At 46.3% G+C, this 16,889-nt stretch carries 12 protein-coding genes; 6 read left to right on the top strand and 6 right to left on the bottom strand.

Features of this window, described 5'->3' with window-relative positions; all coding sequences use genetic code 11:
* Positions 1 to 10: 10 nt before the first annotated feature.
* Positions 11 to 703 carry a DUF1003 domain-containing protein gene (locus tag RT717_RS18150; RefSeq protein ID WP_317487802.1) on the bottom strand — a complete coding sequence of 231 codons (693 nt, stop codon included), beginning with the start codon at positions 701 to 703 and terminating at the stop codon, positions 11 to 13.
* Positions 704 to 924: 221 nt separating this feature from the next.
* Here RT717_RS18150 and RT717_RS18145 point away from each other — a divergent pair, with 221 nt between their 5' ends.
* Positions 925 to 2,310: a sodium-dependent transporter gene (locus tag RT717_RS18145; RefSeq protein ID WP_317487801.1), complete on the top strand. Its 1,386-nt coding sequence runs from the start codon at positions 925 to 927 to the stop codon at positions 2,308 to 2,310.
* Positions 2,311 to 2,324: 14 nt separating this feature from the next.
* Here RT717_RS18145 and RT717_RS18140 read toward each other — a convergent pair whose 3' ends face one another.
* From RT717_RS18140 to RT717_RS18125, 4 genes are all read right to left on the bottom strand, one after another.
* The gene (locus tag RT717_RS18140; RefSeq protein WP_317487800.1) at positions 2,325 to 2,666 is read right to left on the bottom strand and encodes a HepT-like ribonuclease domain-containing protein; all 342 of its coding nucleotides are present in this window, start codon (positions 2,664 to 2,666) and stop codon (positions 2,325 to 2,327) included.
* On the bottom strand, positions 2,635 to 2,970 hold the full coding sequence (locus RT717_RS18135) for a nucleotidyltransferase family protein (protein WP_317487799.1): 336 nt from the start codon (positions 2,968 to 2,970) through the stop codon (positions 2,635 to 2,637). The genes RT717_RS18140 and RT717_RS18135 overlap by 32 nt, the downstream gene beginning before the upstream one ends.
* A gap of 24 nt (positions 2,971 to 2,994) precedes the next feature.
* Positions 2,995 to 6,687 (bottom strand): phosphoribosylformylglycinamidine synthase, encoded by a 3,693-nt coding sequence (gene purL / locus RT717_RS18130; protein ID WP_317487798.1) that lies wholly within the window; start codon positions 6,685 to 6,687, stop codon positions 2,995 to 2,997.
* A 144-nt stretch (positions 6,688 to 6,831) separates the two neighbouring features.
* Positions 6,832 to 7,638 carry an alpha/beta fold hydrolase gene (locus RT717_RS18125; RefSeq protein WP_317487797.1) on the bottom strand — a complete coding sequence of 269 codons (807 nt, stop codon included), beginning with the start codon at positions 7,636 to 7,638 and terminating at the stop codon, positions 6,832 to 6,834.
* A 261-nt stretch (positions 7,639 to 7,899) separates the two neighbouring features.
* On the opposite strand from RT717_RS18125, the gene RT717_RS18120 reads away from it, so the two are divergent.
* The 5 genes from RT717_RS18120 (at position 7,900) to RT717_RS18100 (ending at position 16,004) form a co-directional block, all read left to right on the top strand.
* Positions 7,900 to 8,523, top strand: a complete 624-nt coding sequence (locus RT717_RS18120) for a TetR/AcrR family transcriptional regulator (protein ID WP_317487796.1) — start codon at positions 7,900 to 7,902, stop codon at positions 8,521 to 8,523.
* A complete protein-coding gene (locus tag RT717_RS18115) occupies positions 8,507 to 9,961 on the top strand; it encodes a TolC family protein (protein WP_317487795.1) in 1,455 nt (484 codons plus the stop codon). Before RT717_RS18120 ends, RT717_RS18115 begins: the two co-directional genes overlap by 17 nt.
* Before the next feature lie 34 nt (positions 9,962 to 9,995).
* Positions 9,996 to 11,150 carry an efflux RND transporter periplasmic adaptor subunit gene (locus RT717_RS18110; protein WP_317487794.1) on the top strand — a complete coding sequence of 385 codons (1,155 nt, stop codon included), beginning with the start codon at positions 9,996 to 9,998 and terminating at the stop codon, positions 11,148 to 11,150.
* 23 nt (positions 11,151 to 11,173) lie between these two features.
* On the top strand, positions 11,174 to 14,632 hold the full coding sequence (locus RT717_RS18105; protein ID WP_317487793.1) for an efflux RND transporter permease subunit: 3,459 nt from the start codon (positions 11,174 to 11,176) through the stop codon (positions 14,630 to 14,632).
* 124 nt (positions 14,633 to 14,756) lie between these two features.
* Complete coding sequence (locus RT717_RS18100) at positions 14,757 to 16,004, top strand: metallophosphoesterase (RefSeq protein WP_317487792.1); 1,248 nt, start codon at positions 14,757 to 14,759, stop codon at positions 16,002 to 16,004.
* A gap of 44 nt (positions 16,005 to 16,048) precedes the next feature.
* On the opposite strand, the gene RT717_RS18095 is transcribed toward RT717_RS18100, so the two are convergent.
* The gene (locus RT717_RS18095) at positions 16,049 to 16,672 is read right to left on the bottom strand and encodes a porin family protein (RefSeq protein ID WP_317487791.1); all 624 of its coding nucleotides are present in this window, start codon (positions 16,670 to 16,672) and stop codon (positions 16,049 to 16,051) included.
* Between the last annotated feature and the right edge of the window lie 217 nt (positions 16,673 to 16,889).

The following is a 16,889-nucleotide window of genomic DNA, read 5'->3' as shown; positions in this document are numbered from 1 at the left end:
GCCTCGTTTTTTATTTGTCTATTCTGGTAAGAATATCATTCATCATGTCAATCTGAACTTTTTGAATTTCAATGAGCTCTTGCTGCTGATGAAGAATCAGGTGATCGATTTTTTCGTGCAGCATTCTGATTTCCAGTTCCGACTTCAGGTTGATCATATAATCTTTTTTGGCCCTTTCTCTGTCTTTCTGCTCCTGCCTGTTTTGACTCATCATGATCACTGGTGCCTGCATGGCCGCAAGGCAGGAGAGGATAAGGTTAAGCAGGATGAACGGATACGGATCAAACCCTTTGTTGGAGAGCCAGTAAAAATTGAAAACGATCCAGATAAATAGAAATATGCCAAACGATATGATGAAGGTCCATGAGCCCCCGAAACTCGCCACATGATCTGCTATCCGCTGGCCAAAAGTGCTTTGAACCGCATCATCTTCCACTTTATCGGTAATGGTGGTTTGGTCTTTCAGCGTCTCCAAAACATTGCTTTCAAGATCAGAAAGCTCGTCGAGCTCGGTAAGCAGGCAATTGGATATGTATTTCTCCCGGTAAAAATTGAGCTCCTGTAATGCCAGAAAAGAGTCATCGGAGAATTTTGGATGATCAGACCTGATTAAGTCCAGGATTTTTTTTCGGATGGAATTTCCAGCTACTCTGTCGCTGATGGGAAACTCCTTACCTGAAGTATCGCTGATGAATGTCGACATGGTTTTTAGGCTATATTTGGACATAAAGTTACTCAAATGAGTGGCCAAATAAGCAGTTTCACATAGTGCAAAGGCATGCCAGGCAGAATTGAGCAGGGTGCTTTGGGAAGACATCACGGGAGAGTCATTAAAATGCCCGTTTAGCAAGTTTGTTTTGATTAAAACTTAATATGGGCCTATCTTCCGGCTTGATTTTTTTATTGGAACACAAAAAACAATAGATGGCGGCCAGGGGAGGATTTTCTAATAAACTTGGATTCATTGCAGCCGCAGCTGGTTCAGCTGTTGGCTTGGGTAATATATGGCAGTTCCCCTATGTCACCGGGCAAAACGGGGGCGCAGCTTTTTTGCTGGTATATATTGGATGGATTTTTCTCATCGGCTTGCCGATAATGGTGGGGGAGATCGCCGTCGGGAGAAAGGCACAATCGAACCCTTACGGGGCGTACAAAAAGCTGGGCGGTAAGTCATGGGCCTACGTGGGCCTGTTTGGGATCATATGCGGCGTGATGATCCTGTCTTTTTACAACGTAGTGGCAGGCTGGGCATTTGGGTACTTCCTCGAACTAAGCTTCGGGAACCTGTTGAATGAGCAAGACTACAGTGGTTTCTTTTCGGCCTACGTGGCCGACTTCAGAGACAATTTGTTCTTCAGCATCGCCTTTATGGTGATCACAGCTTATATCGTTTACAGAGGGGTGCAGAAGGGGATAGAGGGCACTTCCAAAGTGCTGATGCCCACGCTGTTTCTGATTCTCATTTTTATTATCATTTACGGACTTACACTACCCAATGCCATGGATGGTGTTAGCTTCTATTTGCTTCCTGACTTTAGTCTGATCAATGGCCGAACGATTTACACCGCTTTGGGGCAGGCTTTCTTCTCTCTCAGCCTGGGAATGGGAGCACTGATCACGTACGGATCCTACATCAGCAGGAATGACAACATTGTTAATTCTGCAATTCTTGTGACCATTGCCGATACAGCAGTCGCTTTTCTGGCTGGCCTGATGATATTTCCCTTGGTGTTTTCGCAAGGACAGTCGCCTGCTGAAGGCCCCGGGCTTGTGTTTGTAGCACTGCTTGGAGTTTTTCAGACAATGGGGCCACTTATCGGCAAAATTGTTGGTGGCGGGTTCTTTCTGCTGCTTTGTTTTGCAGCGTTGACCTCTACCATATCTCTTTTGGAAGTGCCGGTCGCCTTTCTGGTGGACGAGAAGAAATGGTCAAGGAAAAAGGCGGTTTCTGTGATGGCGCTATTGATATTTCTTATTGGCCTGCCAAGTATGCTCGGGTTTGGCGCTGTAGGAGCTTTCACTGAATTCGTCAGCTATGAGGGTGGGGTTAAATCCTTTATGGACGTGGTGCAGGATCTCTTTTTTGTCATCAGCCTGCCACTTGGTGGGTTCCTTTTGAGTGTTTTCATATCCTCCAAATGGAAAACTGCCGGACTTAGCGAAGAAATAAGCCATGGAAACCCTTCTTACAGGGGATCGTTCATTGAAAAGTTCTTCAACCTGATGATAGTCTACGTTTGTCCCGTCGTATTGGGCGCTATGTTTCTATTGACTGTTCTTCAGAAGTTTTTTGGAGTGGAACTGATTTGACGGTATAGCAAGATTTATGCTTCACTCAGGAGCTGGACGACTTCATCTTCCAGTGGAGACAGGTGTCTGCGAATAATATTCCAAATGATTCTATCGTCAATGTTGTCGTATGAATGAACCAGTCTATTACGAAGGCTTATTATTTGTTTTGCGTTATTCAGTGGAGGAGAATCATCCGAGTTTTTGATGAAAAGATTAACAGCCTCTCCAATTATGCCGAGCTGACGTTCTACAGCACTTTTAACCATATAGCTGGTGCCGTATTCGTCAAAGGAATTTATATTTTCTGTGAAGGAATATACCAGCCGAATTGAACTTAGGATATCAGACAGATACTTCCGCTCTTTGTCCGTCATAAATCAACTTCTTGGTGGCTTCGATACTTTTTCTGAGGTAGGGATTTTTTATTGATTCATCTGTCAATAGGTCCACTTTTTTACCGAAAAAGTTTTCAATTTCATCCCAAAATGACATCAAAGCTTCCCCGTACTCCATCGGATCTGTGATATTCATTTTTATAACGAGATCAATATCGCTTTTGTCTTTATCAAACTGATCTGTTACCGAAGAACCAAATGCATATAGTTTATCCACCTTGTATTTGACACAAAGTTTGATAAACCCCTCCTGATTTCGTTTTATCAGTTGTAAGATGTGCATCTAGTAAATATAGGGAAAAATTACCTAGTCCTTTACAATCATCTCTTCCACCCACTTCCTCGCATTTACAAAGGCCTCTATCCATGGCGTTACCTCATCTGATTTTCGTCCGTCGGGATAGTAGCCCCAGTTCCAAGGAAACATCGACCTTTCCAGGTGAGGCATGATGGCCGCATGGCGCCCGTTGTGGCTTACCACGCAGGCCGTGTCGAACTGCGACCCGTTGGGGTTGGCCGGGTAAGAAGAGTAAGCAAACTTAGCAGCAATATTGATCTTTTCCGGCTCTGCAAATACAAACTGGCCTTCACCGTGCGCTGACCAGATGCCCAGTCTGCTGCCTGCCAGTGAGCCAAACATCACGGAGTTGTTGTCAAGAATTTCAACATCTGTAAAGGTGCACTCAAACTTGCCTGAAGTGTTGTGATGCATCTTTGGGTGGTCGTTCAGCTCAGGGTAGATCAGCCCGAGCTCCATGGCCAGCTGACAACCATTACACACGCCCAGGCTGAGCGTGTCTTCTCTTGCGTAAAAATTATCCAGCGCTTTTTTAGCCTTGTCATTGTAAAGGAAGGAACCCGCCCAGCCTTTTGCCGAGCCCAGCACATCCGAGTTGGAGAAGCCGCCCACAAACACGATCAAGTTGACTTCTGACAAATCTTCCCTGCCGCTGATAAGGTCAGTCATGTGTACGTCCTTCACATCGAAGCCCGCCAGCCACATGCAGTAGGCCATTTCACGGTCACTGTTGTTGCCTTGCTCTCTGATGATGGCCGCTTTTATGCCGGTTGTCTTTGGTCTGGTAAATGAAAGGCCATAATCAGCAAGTTTGCCGCTGAATTGTGCAGGGAGGTTAATTTTCAATGGCTGCTTGCCGAGGTTATCATATCGGGTATCAGCAAAGCCCTCTTTGGTTTGTTTTTTATCCAAAAGCCAGGAGGTTTCTGCCCACTCTTTGCGCATTTGGGCTACGTCAAACGTCCAGCTATCACTTCCCAGTTTAATTTCTACGCTGGACTTTGAGGTCACTTCTCCAATAACGCTGCAGCTAATGCCAGTTTCAGTGAAAATGGTTTCAAGCCTTGCTGCATCGGTTGTTTGAACCACTAGTCCTGGATTTTCACTGAAAAGCACTTTAATCGCATCAGGCTCATTCAAGCCATCCAAATTCACTTTCATACCCACCGAGGCCGAAGGGAAGCACATTTCTAAAAGCATGGTGACAAGCCCACCAGACGAGACATCGTGGCCGGCAATGATAAGCCCTTCGCTGATGAGCAACTGCATCAGGCTAAATACTTTAACAAAATAGTCGGCCTCAGCGGCGTCTGGAGTGGAGTCACCCAGCTTGTTCAATACCTGCCCGAGTGTGCTGCCGCCCAGTTCGAAACCTTTGCTGCCAAGGTTGAGGTAGAGCAATTTGCTGCCGTCAACGACTTTGGCTACCGGTTCAATTGTCTTCCTGATATCAGTTACCTGCCCTACAGCGGAAATAATGACAGTGCCGGGAGAGTAAACCGTTTTGCCTGGGTACTTCTGCGTCATCGACAGGGAGTCTTTACCTGTCGGGATGTTTACGCCCAGTGCACAGGCGTAATCACTAACTGCCTGCACGGCATTGTACAGCCTGGCGTTTTCGCCCTTATTTTTTGCAGGCCACATCCAGTTGGCGCTGAGCGAAACGCCCTTGATGCCCCCTTCCAGTGGAGCCCAAACCAGGTTGGTCAAGCTTTCAGCAATGGCCAGCCTGGAGCCAGCCTTTTCGTCGATGAGCGCTGGCACCGGGGCATGGCCGATGGAGGTACCAACTCCCTTGTTGCTGCCAAAGTCGAGTGCCATGATGCCGAGGTTGTTGAGAGGAATTTGCAGCTCTCCACAGGTCTGCTGCTTGGCCACCTTGCCGGTAACGCAGCGGTCTACTTTGTTGGTAAGCCAGTCTTTGGAAGCCACTGCTTCCATTTTCAATATCTTCAGCAGGTATTCTTCCACCTTAGTTGCGGAAGTTTGAATTGGCTGGAAGCTGGATTTCTCTTCCTTGTCTTCCAGAATGGTCTTAGGAGATGAGCCGAAAAGATGAGTCAGCTCAAAATCCACAGGCTTCTTACCTTCTTTGTTCGTGAAGGTCAATTTGTGGTCGCCGCTTGCTTCACCCACAACGTACATGGGCGAACGCTCTCTGTCAGCCACCTTGCGCAGGTAGTCGAGATGCTTTTCATGAAGTGCAAGGCCCATGCGCTCCTGCGACTCGTTACTGATAATTTCTTTGTCAGAAAGGGTGGGGTCACCCACAGGAAACTTGCTGATCTCAAACTTTCCTCCGGTTTCCTCTACCAGCTCTGACAAACAGTTGAGATGCCCGCCCGCTCCATGGTCGTGCACCGATGAAATGGGGTTTTCGTCGAGCTCGGCAAGGGCTCTGATGGTGTTGGCTACCCGCTTCTGCATTTCGGGGTTGGAGCGCTGCACAGCATTTAGCTCAATGGAATTGCCAAATTCGCCAGTGGCCACAGACGACACGGCACCGCCACCCATGCCAATGCGATAATTGTCGCCGCCCAGCACCACAATCTTATCTCCTTTTTCTACACTCTTCTTTTGACTCTGATCCCTGATCCCAAATCCAACGCCACCCGCCTGCATAATCACTTTGTCGAAGCCATGAGCCTTGCCATTCTCTTCGTGCTCGAAGGTCAGGAGGCTTCCGGTGATAAGTGGCTGCCCGAACTTATTACCATAGTCGCTTGCACCGTTGGAAGCCTTGATGAGTATTTGAGAAGGCGTTTGATAAAGCCACGGTCTCTCAGGGCTGTGGTTTTCCCAGGGCCGGTTGCTCGACAGCCTGGAGTAGGAGGTCATGTATACAGCCGTTCCTGCCAGTGGGAAGCTTCCCTGGCCGCCCGCCATCCTGTCTCTGATTTCTCCTCCGCTGCCGGTAGCGGCACCGTTAAATGGCTCCACGGTGGTGGGGAAGTTGTGAGTTTCTGCTTTGAGAGAAAGCACGCTCTTTCTGGTTTTGGCCTCAAAGTAGTCAGGCTGATCCTGCCGGGTAGGGGCAAACTGCTCGATACTGGGCCCTTCAATAAAGGCCACGTTGTCTTTGTAGGCGGAAACAAGAAAGCCGGGATTGGCTTTCGATGTCTTTTTGATTAGCTGAAAAAGTGTATCTGGTTTCTCCTTGCCATCGATGATAAAAGTGCCATTGAATATCTTGTGGCGGCAGTGCTCCGAATTCACCTGAGAGAAGCCAAACACTTCGCTGTCGGTAAGTTTGCGCCCCAGCGACTTGCTCACTGATTCCAGGTAGTCGATTTCTTCCTGGCTGAGTGCAAGCCCCTCTTTCTCGCTGTAAGCCTTAATATTGTCGATCTCTACAATAGCATCGGGCACATGGGAGATGGTGAAAACATCCTGATCAATTATCTGGTACACTGCTTTCAGCATCGGGTCAAATTCACCCGGATAGGCTTCTTTTCTAACAAACTCCTCAATCCTCACCACCCCACTGATGCCCATGTTCTGGGTGATCTCCACGGCATTGGTGCTCCATGGCGTAATCATCTCTTTCCGTGGCCCAATGAATGGCCCCTCAACTGACGGACCGTCCACAAACTTCCCGCCACTGAAAAGCCAGGTAAGCTTTTCTCTTGTCAGGCCGTTGGCAGAGGTCGCAACTTGAAGGATATAAAATGTACTAGCGTCTTTCTGGAAAAAGAGAATCATGAGGTCGCTTGGGTATGGGATTTTTGAAGCCCAAAGTTAAAACAAAAAGAAATAGTCGACTTCTAAAAAAGGTAATTTTAGAAGGCCTGGTACAGAGAAATTGAATTTAGCCGTTGGGAATGATCGTCTCCGGGATCCGTTGCCTTATCCAGAGTGTGGACGGACGTTTTCTAAGAGCGATTCGTGAAATTTCTTTAGGAGGGAATTGTGGCCGGTTTTGATCAATACAAAGTCTGATGAGCCGCACTTTTTTTCAAAAGCATGAAGTTTGCCATAGGGGATAACCGTATCATATTTTCCAGCCACCATCGTTACTTGTATGTTATTTTGGTTGACAGTTTGAAGCACCTTGTCTATGTTTTGAGTAAAATGCCTGAAGCCCACCCAGGCGTGGTAAATGCTGTTACCGTTGTTGTGATCAGCCACCTGCGAGATAGCAAACTTTGCCAACCGCCCAGACACCAACCTGGTGCGGCTAAAAAAGGAGATCAGGCGGATAAGAAGAGCAGGGTGGTCGTTTAGATAATGAAAGATGGCCCTCATTACCCAGGTGCCAGTCGCAACTTTGTACCAGGGGTTAAGGTAGATGCCGTCTGGTGCAGCTAAAATGATTCTTTGCACCCGCTGAGGAAACAACATGGCCGTAGTTAACGCCAGTTTACCCCCGAGACTGTATCCCATCACACTGAACTTATCTATTTGTTCCGCTTTCAGGATATCCAGAAGCAAATCGTGCCACGATTCCGTTGGCACTGGGAGCTCATCGACCGGCCATCGGCTTTTTCCATGGAAGAAGAGATCAATGGAGATGATCGTATAGTTTATTCCTAATGAGGTTTCGAACAATTGGAAGGCCAGCTCAGTTTGTCCAAAGCCATGAAATGCCAAAAGGAATTTCGTGCCTGTCCCATATTTTTTATAGTTAAGATATTTTGCCGGAGCCTGCTTCATGATGACGAAACCAAATTTAATACTTTTTTACCTGCAAACGTTTGAAAGTTTAGTCAGTAGCATTTATGCCGCCGCCAATCCTCCGTGGTTTTGCAATAGTGGCAAAGAAATGGCCCAACAGCCTCAAATAAAGACTTTTAGGGACTATTATTATCGGTAAGTTAATTTTCACTTTTTTCTAAACCTTTTCAAAAACTAGCCGTTACTTTGACAACGGAAACTTTGAGTAATGTGAAAGTTTCCAAAGTTTAGAAGAATATTTTGGAAGTAAGAGACAATATAATAGAGCAAGCTGACCAGCTTATTTGCCGTTTGGGCGTTAGAAGTGTGACGATGGACGATCTGTCCCGTCACATGGGTATCTCTAAAAAAACGATCTATCAATTCTTTAAGGATAAAGACGAGGTAGTGACGTTGGCGGTTGGCCACCATTGTGAAAAAGAGTACCGTGAATTTGTGAAAATGCACCAGGAGTCGTCCAACTCCATCGATGAGCTATTTAAGATTTCGCAGTTCATGAGAACGAATGTAGAGACCATTCATCCTTCGGTGCTGCACGACATCCAGAAGTATCACCCCAAAGCCTGGACACTTTTTGAGGAGTACAAGGAACGAGTCTTCACTCAGAATATCGTGGATTGTTTGAAGCGGGGAAAAGCCGAAGGCAGTTTCAGAGAGGACATCGATGAAAATATACTGGCTGTGCTGCGCATGAAGCAGGTAGAAATGGCCTTCGATGCCCACACTTATCCAAGAGGTAAATATGAATTTAAGGAAGTCTGCGAACAAATATTCTATCACTTTATACAAGGGATTTTAACGGATCAGGGAAGGAAACTTTATGACACAATTTTTAACAAGCAATCATATGAATCTCAAAAGTAGTTGGAAGATTTTTTTGGTGGCAATGCTTCTGGTGGCTGGCCAACTCAGCGCTCAGGACAACGGCGGCACGGTAGCTTCCGACGGACCACTTTCACTTGAGCAATGTATCGACTACGCACTTGCCAATTCTATCAGTGCGCAGAATGCTACGCTTGACGAGCAAATAGCAGTGGCCAAAGTAAAGGAGACGGTGGGTATAGGGTTGCCGCAGATTTCTGGTAGCGCTTCTGTTAACCACAACCAGAAGCTACAGCGATTCTTCTCACAATATTATCCAGGGAGCCCATTTGGTCCTACCGAGCAAGATGCTATCCAGTATGGGGTAAATCAAGGTGACGTATTTGCTGCACCCAACTTTTTTCAACTGAGGAGCAGTGGTGACGTTAGTGCAACTATTAATCAGATTATTTTCAACGGATCCTACATCGTGGGACTTCAGGCGTCGAATACGTACAAAGAGCTCTCACAGAAAACTACCGAACAAACACGAGAAACGATTGTGGAACAAGTGACAAAGGCTTACTATTCGGTGCTCATCAACAATGAGCGCATGCAACTTTTTGATGCCAATATTGCCAGGGTCGACAGCCTTCTTAGGAACACAAGGGCACTCAATATCAGTGGGTTTGCAGAGAAAATTGATGTTGATCGTATTCAGGTTAGCTTCAATAACCTGGTGACCGAGCGGGACAAGTTCAGCAACTTGAATGCACTGGGACTTGCCTTGTTGAAATTTCAGATGAATTATCCTATGGATCAGCCTATCGAGGTAGCTGGCACTATTCAGGACATTCAACTCGATCCAATTGAGAAGCTTGATGGCAGTGACTGGGATTACAAAAACAGACCTGACTATAAAGTATTACAAGTAAATAAGCGTTTGCAGGAGCTTACTATTAAAAACCTTTACGCCGAGGCCTTACCATCTTTAAATGCCTTTGCCACGCTTGGCTATGGAACTCAATCAAACGGAATTGGGGGCGTGTTCAAAACAAACTCAGGTTTCGAGGAAAATGATGACTTTGGCCCGGATAAATGGTATGACTACTCTCAATTTGGTCTACGCCTGAACGTGCCCATTTTTGGTGGTTTGCAGCGCACCTACAAGATTCAGCAGGAGAAGCTCACACTACAAAAGCTGGACAACGGCTTTAAGTCATTGGAAAACCTGATCGACCTGGAAATTCAGCAGTCTTATCTGAATTTTGACAATGCGCAAAAGTCGCTTGCCTCGCAGGAGGAGAACATGGAACTGGCGGAAAGCATTGCCAGGGTAACCAAAATCAAATACGAGCAGGGAGTCGGCTCTAACCTGGAGGTAATCGACGCAGAAAACAGCCTTAGAAATGCGCAGACTAACTACTATAGTGCACTTTACGATGCCATTGTGGCCAAGGTCGATCTCGACAAGGCAAAAGGACTATTAATTAAGGAATAAGGAGAACCGAACTATGAAAACATATACATCATCCATGAAAAGTTTACAGTTGCTGGCACTAGTTGCCGTTCTTTTCGCAGGCGTTTCATGCGGAGAGGCCCCTTCAGATATTGAAGAAAAAAAATCCGAACTCAGTGAATACAATAACGAGCTTCGGGAGCTGAAAGCTAAGATTACTACGCTCGAAAAGGAAATAGCGCAAATGGATCCCGAGTTTGGTAAGGAGAATACCAACGCCATTCTTGTGGCTACTATGCCGGTTCCTACCAAAGACTTTTTTCATATGACTGAGGTAAGGGGATGGGTAGCCTCTCACAAAAATGTGATGATGAGTGCTGAAACAATGGGTAAAGTACAGGCAATTCATGTAACCGAAGGCCAAAAGGTGAACAAAGGCCAGGTACTGCTTACCCTTGACGCCGACATTGTTCGCAACAATATCAGTGAGGTGCAGACCAGCCTCGAACTAGCCAAAACTCTTTTTGAGAGACAGTCGAAGCTTTGGGAGCAAAAGATAGGTACGGAGGTGCAGTACCTGGAAGCAAAAAATCGTAAGGAGTCGCTTGAAGACAGGTTGGCCACGCTGAACTCTCAGCTAGCTCAGTCAGTCATAAGGGCGCCGTTTAGCGGAAGAGTGGATGAAATTCCGGCCACACTCGGTTCCATCGCTTCTCCGGGCATGCCTTTGGTGCGTGTGCTTAGCGAAGACGATATGTATATCAAGACTGATATCTCAGAAGTTTTCATTGGGAAGTTTACGGCAGGAGATCCAGTGGAGGTGTACTTTCCCGTTCAGGACAAAACGGTAACTGCCAGGGTACTTTCGGTTGGTCAGGTGATCAACAGCGAGAACAGAACTTTCACAGTAGAAGTGAGCTTACCAAAGCTGGACTTCACTGTAAGGCCTAATCAGGTGACAGTGCTTCAACTGATTGACTACAAGAGCAGCAAAGCATTGGTTATACCCACCAAGATCATCCTGAGAGACGACAAAGGAACCTTTGTTTACACAGTCGCTGATCAGGATGGCAGCCTTGTGGCTACCAAAATCCATATTGAAACAGGGCTTACCTTCAAAAGTGAAACTGAGGTGATAAAGGGACTTCAGGGAACTGAGAAGTTAATTGAAAAAGGATACAGGGATGTAGCCGAGGGAGTTAGTGTGACGTTGGCAGCTGCCAGCAAGTAATTTATCTCAAAAACCGAATCCATATGGCTAACGATACAAATACCAACGATAATCTTCCGGAGGAAAACAGGTTTTCTGAAGAGAACGAAGAAGTGGTGGACAAAGAGTTTAAGCTCACCTCAGCTTCTCTTAAGAACCGAACCACGGTTTTTTTCCTGACTTTTTTGCTGATAGTGATGGGTGTGAGTTCTTATATCTCGCTTCCAAAAGACAGCTATCCGGAAATTGAGCAGCCGATAGTTTACATAGGTACTGCACATCCGGGCAATGCCCCGCTTGACATAGAGAACCTGATAACAAGGCCGATAGAGAAAGAGATCAATACCATCTCTGAAGTTGATAATATCAAATCGACTTCGGTGCAGGACTACTCCACCATCATTGTTGAGTTCAGTGCCGAAACGGCCATTGAAGACGCTCTGACGAAGGTGAAGGATGCCGTGGACAGGGCCAAGCCCGAGCTGCCAAGCGACTTGCAAACTGATCCAAACATCTTCGAACTCAACCTGTCGGAGTTTCCCATCATGAACATCAACCTCTCGGGGAATTATACCCTGGAGGAGCTGGAAGACTATGCGGAAATTCTTGAGGACGAGATTGAAAAAGTAAGTGAGGTAAGCAAAGTAGAAATCAGGGGTATTGACGAGAAAGAGGTCAGAATCAATGTCGACCCCTACAAGATGGAGGCTGTGAAGGTCAACTTCTCCGACATTGAGAATGCGATTTCCGCTGAGAACGTTTCTTTGTCTGGTGGAAATATTCTTGAGGACGGCATCAGAAGAACCATTAGAGTGGTGGGTGAGTTTGAGGAGGCCAGTGAAATGGAAGACATCATTGTCAAAAATGAAAACGCCAATATTGTCTACCTCAAAGACATAGCAACCATTGAGTTCGGTTTCAAGGAAAAGCAAAGCTTCGCCAGAATGAATGGCAAGCCTGTGGTTTCTGTGGATGTGATCAAAAGAAGCGGTGAAAACCTGCTGATTACCACAGAGAAGATAAATGCGATCCTCGACAAAACGATGGATACGCTGCCTGCTGATCTTGAAATCGCAATTACCAATGACCAGTCGGAAATGACCCGTGAAATGGTGAGCAACCTGGAGAACAATATCATCTCAGGGGTGATTCTGGTGGTTTTGGTACTTCTCTTCTTTTTAGGAACGAGAAACGCCTTGTTTGTAGGTGTGGCCATTCCGTTGTCGATGTTCATTTCCTTTATCGTGCTGTCGGCCTTTAGTATCACTATCAACATGATGGTACTGTTCTCGCTGATCATGGCATTGGGTATGCTGGTGGACAATGGTATCGTGGTGGTGGAGAACGTTTACCGTTTGATGGAACTGGGCATGAAGCCGCTTGAAGCTACCCGTCGGGGAGTGGGAGAGGTGGCCTGGCCTATTATTTCCTCCACGGCTACCACACTTGCAGCCTTTCTTCCTTTGGCCTTCTGGCCAGGCCTGATGGGGCAGTTTATGCGTTACTTACCCATCACCCTGATTGTTACGCTTAGCTCTTCACTTTTTGTGGCTTTGGTGATCAACCCGGTAATGATTGCTGCCTTTATGAAGGTAGACAACAGACAAGCATTCAACTATAAAAGGATATGGATATTTGCAGGTGTGAGCATAGGCATTGGCGCTTTGCTGCTACTGGCAAAAGCGAATGTGCTGGGTAACCTGGCTTTGCTTCTGGGGATGCTTATTCTCTTAAATGTCTATGTGCTGGTTCCACTGTCCAGAAAGTTTCAGGATACTTTTCTGCCTTTCATAGAAGGGCTGTACTCCCGAACGCTACAGTTTGCTTTGCGAGGCTGGAACCCAACGCTCTTTTTCTTTGGTACTGTATTTCTTTTGTTCTTTTCACTAGCCATGATGGGGGTGTTTACTCCCAATGTCATCTTCTTCCCGGTGAATGAACCAAAGTACGTCAATGTGTTCATTGAGCAGCCCTCAGGAACCGATATCAATGTGACCAACTCATTTACAGAGGAGGTGGAGAAGAAGGTGATGAAGGTGATAGAGCCTTATCAGTTCATGGTAGAGTCGGTGGTGACCAAGGTAGGTCAAGACACAGCTGACCCCAACGACCCTTCAGCGGTGGGCCAGGCTGAAACGCCAAACAAAGCCAGGATCACTGTCAATTTTGTGGAGTTTAAGTACCGCAAGAGAGAAGGTTCGGATGAATGGGTAATGACCAGTGACATCATGAACGAGATACGTGAGGCAGTTCAGGGCTATCCTGGTGTGGCGCTGACGGTTGATAAGGACGCAGCTGGCCCACCAGTAGGTAAGCCAATTGCCATTGAAGTTACCGGACAAGACTTTAACCGACTGATAGAAATTACTGAAGACATGAAAACCTTCATTAATGAATCAGGCATAGAAGGTATCGAAAGGCTTAAAACCGACCTTGAAACAGGCAAGCCGGAACTTATTGTAGATATCGACAGAGAAAAGGCCCGCAGATTTGGCCTGTCAACTTATTCGATAGCCAACGAAGTGCGTACATCGTTGTTTGGTAAGGAGATATCCAAATTCAAGCAGGGAGAAGATGACTATGAAGTGCAGTTGAGACTTGACGAAAAGTATCGGTACGATATCGATGCATTGATGAACAAGAGTGTGGTTTTTCGTGACCAAACCAACGGACGAATTGTTTCTGTACCGATTTCTGCCGTCGCCAAAGCTGAGTTGAGCACAACGTACGGTTCGGTACGCAGGAAGGATTTGCAAAGAGTCGTAACCATAAGCTCCAACGTGCTGGGAGGAGCCAATCCAACAGAAATCAACGATCAAATCAAAGAGCTGCTCGTGAACTTTGATATGCCTCAAGGCTACTCCTTCAAGTTCGGTGGCGAGCAGGAGAAGCAGGCAGAGGAAATGGCCTTCCTGAGCAGTGCCTTGCTGCTGGCGGTATTCCTGATCTTCCTGATCATTGTGGCGCAGTTCAATAAAATGACTGCTCCCTTGATCATCATGACTTCAGTGCTTTTCAGTACAATTGGGGTGTTCCTTGGTTTGGTAATTTTCCAAATGGACTTCGTGGTCATCATGACAATGGTTGGAATCATTTCTCTCGCCGGTATCGTGGTGAACAACGCCATCGTACTTATCGACTTCATTGAGCTCACCAGAAGCAGAATGAGGAAAGAGCTGGGTGTGGAAAGGCTCACTATCGAGCAAGTGGATGAGGCCATTGTGGTCGCAGGAAAAACGAGGCTTCGTCCGGTACTGTTAACAGCCATCACTACTGTGCTTGGCCTTGTGCCTTTGGCTATAGGATTGAACATTGACTTTATAGGTTTCTTCAGAGAGTACAACCCAGACTTTTTCATGGGCGGAGACAATGTAATCTTCTGGGGACCCATGTCGTGGACCATCGTATTCGGTCTTACGTTCGCCACCTTCCTTACGCTGGTGATTGTGCCTGTGATGTACTGGTTCTTTGCCAGAGTGAACAGGAGATTCGGATTAAGCTAAAATAATTGAGCCCCTTTAAAGTATTCACCGGACTTTAAACGTCTATTTAAAGGTGAACTTAAAGGGGCTCTTTTTCTTTCTTATGAAAGAGGTTCCGAGCTGGCCATATTAATTCCATCCCTAAATGAACAGGATCGTGTTTGCATTCTTTTTACTCCTTCTTTTACTGGCTATCGATTGGTATGTTTTTCAAGCCGTCAGGCTGGCAACTGCCGACGTGTCCCTCACTACACGGAAAGTTGTTTATTGGATTTTCTGGGGCGTCACCACCTTGTCTGTATTTGGCATACTTGTAGTGAACTTCGCCGACTTATCAGCAGTGAAAGGTCTTCGCACCTTCATTGTGCTCGGCATCTTCATTAACGTGATGTCAAAACTATTCGCTCTTATTTTCTTGTTGGTAGGAGATATTATCAGAGGGTTTCAATGGCTTGCCAATTTTATATTTTCAAGCCCAGAGCCTATCAATCCTAATGGAAGGGCCATTCCCAGGTCTGAGTTCATTTCGAAGGTAGCACTTATTGCAGGAGCTGTTCCGGCATTGACGATGAGTTATGGTATTTTGAGCGGCGCTCACGACTATCGGATTAGACGTAAAACCATCTTCTTTCCTAACCTGCCCAAAGAATTCGACGGGATACAGATAGGGCAGCTTTCCGACATCCACTCTGGCAGCTTTTTCAACAAGACAGCAGTAAAAGGCGGTGTGGAAATGCTGCTGGGCGAAAAACCAGATATTATCTTTTTCACCGGCGATTTAGTGAATAATGAGGCTGAGGAGGTGAAAGAATACATTTCCATTTTTGATAAAGTAAAGGCGCCTCTGGGAGTTTACTCCACTCTCGGCAATCATGACTACGGAGACTACAAAAACTGGGCATCAGAGGCTGCTAAGCAAGCAAACTTAGAAGACCTTAAAGCGGCCCACAAAGAGTTGGGCTGGCACCTGATGATGAATGAGAATCTTCCTGTGAAGGTGGACGGCGAGCAAATAGGCATACTTGGTATCGAAAACTGGGGAGCCGGCAGGTTTGCCAAGTATGGCAAAATGGATTTAGCTCATCAGGGGACAGAGGAATACCCGTTTAAAATTCTGCTCTCGCATGACCCCAGCCACTGGGACGCACAGGTAAGGCCCAACTATGGCGATGTAGACCTGATGCTTTCAGGCCATACACACGGCTTTCAGTTTGGTGTAGAAATTGGCGGATTCAAGTGGAGCCCTTCTCAGTATGTTTACAAGCAGTGGGCAGGCTTGTATCAGGAGGAAAACCAGTACCTTTATGTCAATCGGGGCTTTGGGTATTTGGGGTATCCCGGCAGAATTGGCATTCTTCCTGAGATTACTATTCTGGAATTAAAAAGAGCCTGATCGACATCGGTCGAACCAGGCCCTGATTTTTGGGTTGTTGTCCGTCAAAACGGCAATGTCATAAATATTTGAAGCACGGAATTCTTTGAGTTTGGAGTTGCTTCGGCCACATTGGAGCCGCTCTCACCAATCTCCTGCAGGCCATAGTTATACCTAACTCCCAAAGACCCACCGGTAAAGTTGAAGCCGACTCCTCCAAACATGCCGTAGTCGACTGTATTGAAATTGTCCCGATCAAGTTCGTCCACCACTTCCTTATCTCCGTTTGAGTCGATTCGTTTAACTTTTGCTGACGTAAGCAACGACACATACGGGCCCGCTTCGATATAAAAATTACCGACAGGGCTTATTTTTAATGCTACAGGTACATCTACATAACTCAGATTGAAACGGTATTTACCGTTGCCTATGCCAAGAAATGTATTGTCGTAAATTACTTCAGCCCCTTTCAATGAGTAAAGTATTTCTGGCTGTATGGCCAACACATCTGTTAACTGTGCTTTGTAGTAGACACCTGCATTGAACCCGATTTTCATATTTTCATCGTCCACGTCGTTGACGTAGAGATTTGAAAAGTTGAGTCCTCCTTTAAGACCGGCCTCCTGAGCAAGGGCTCCGCTGGTAATGAACATCATTAGTAAACTGGTTGCTAAAATGGTATTTTTCATATTATTTTTATGATTTTTACTATATACTAACGAAGTGGAGACCAGATTGTTGCGTTGAGCCGACTAGCCATCTGGTGGTCAGCGACTTAACATATCGTAGAGATTGGTGGCGTTGAAGCTATTAATCGCTGTGCATTGCGAGGTGCAATGGTGATTGTTTTTCACAAAAAAAGCCCTGAAGTGTCGTTCAACTTCAGGGCTTTGAAACTGGCAGTTA

The organism is Imperialibacter roseus, assembly GCF_032999765.1.
GTDB lineage: Bacteria > Bacteroidota > Bacteroidia > Cytophagales > Cyclobacteriaceae > Imperialibacter > Imperialibacter roseus.
This window is presented reverse-complemented; position numbering and strand designations above follow the sequence as displayed.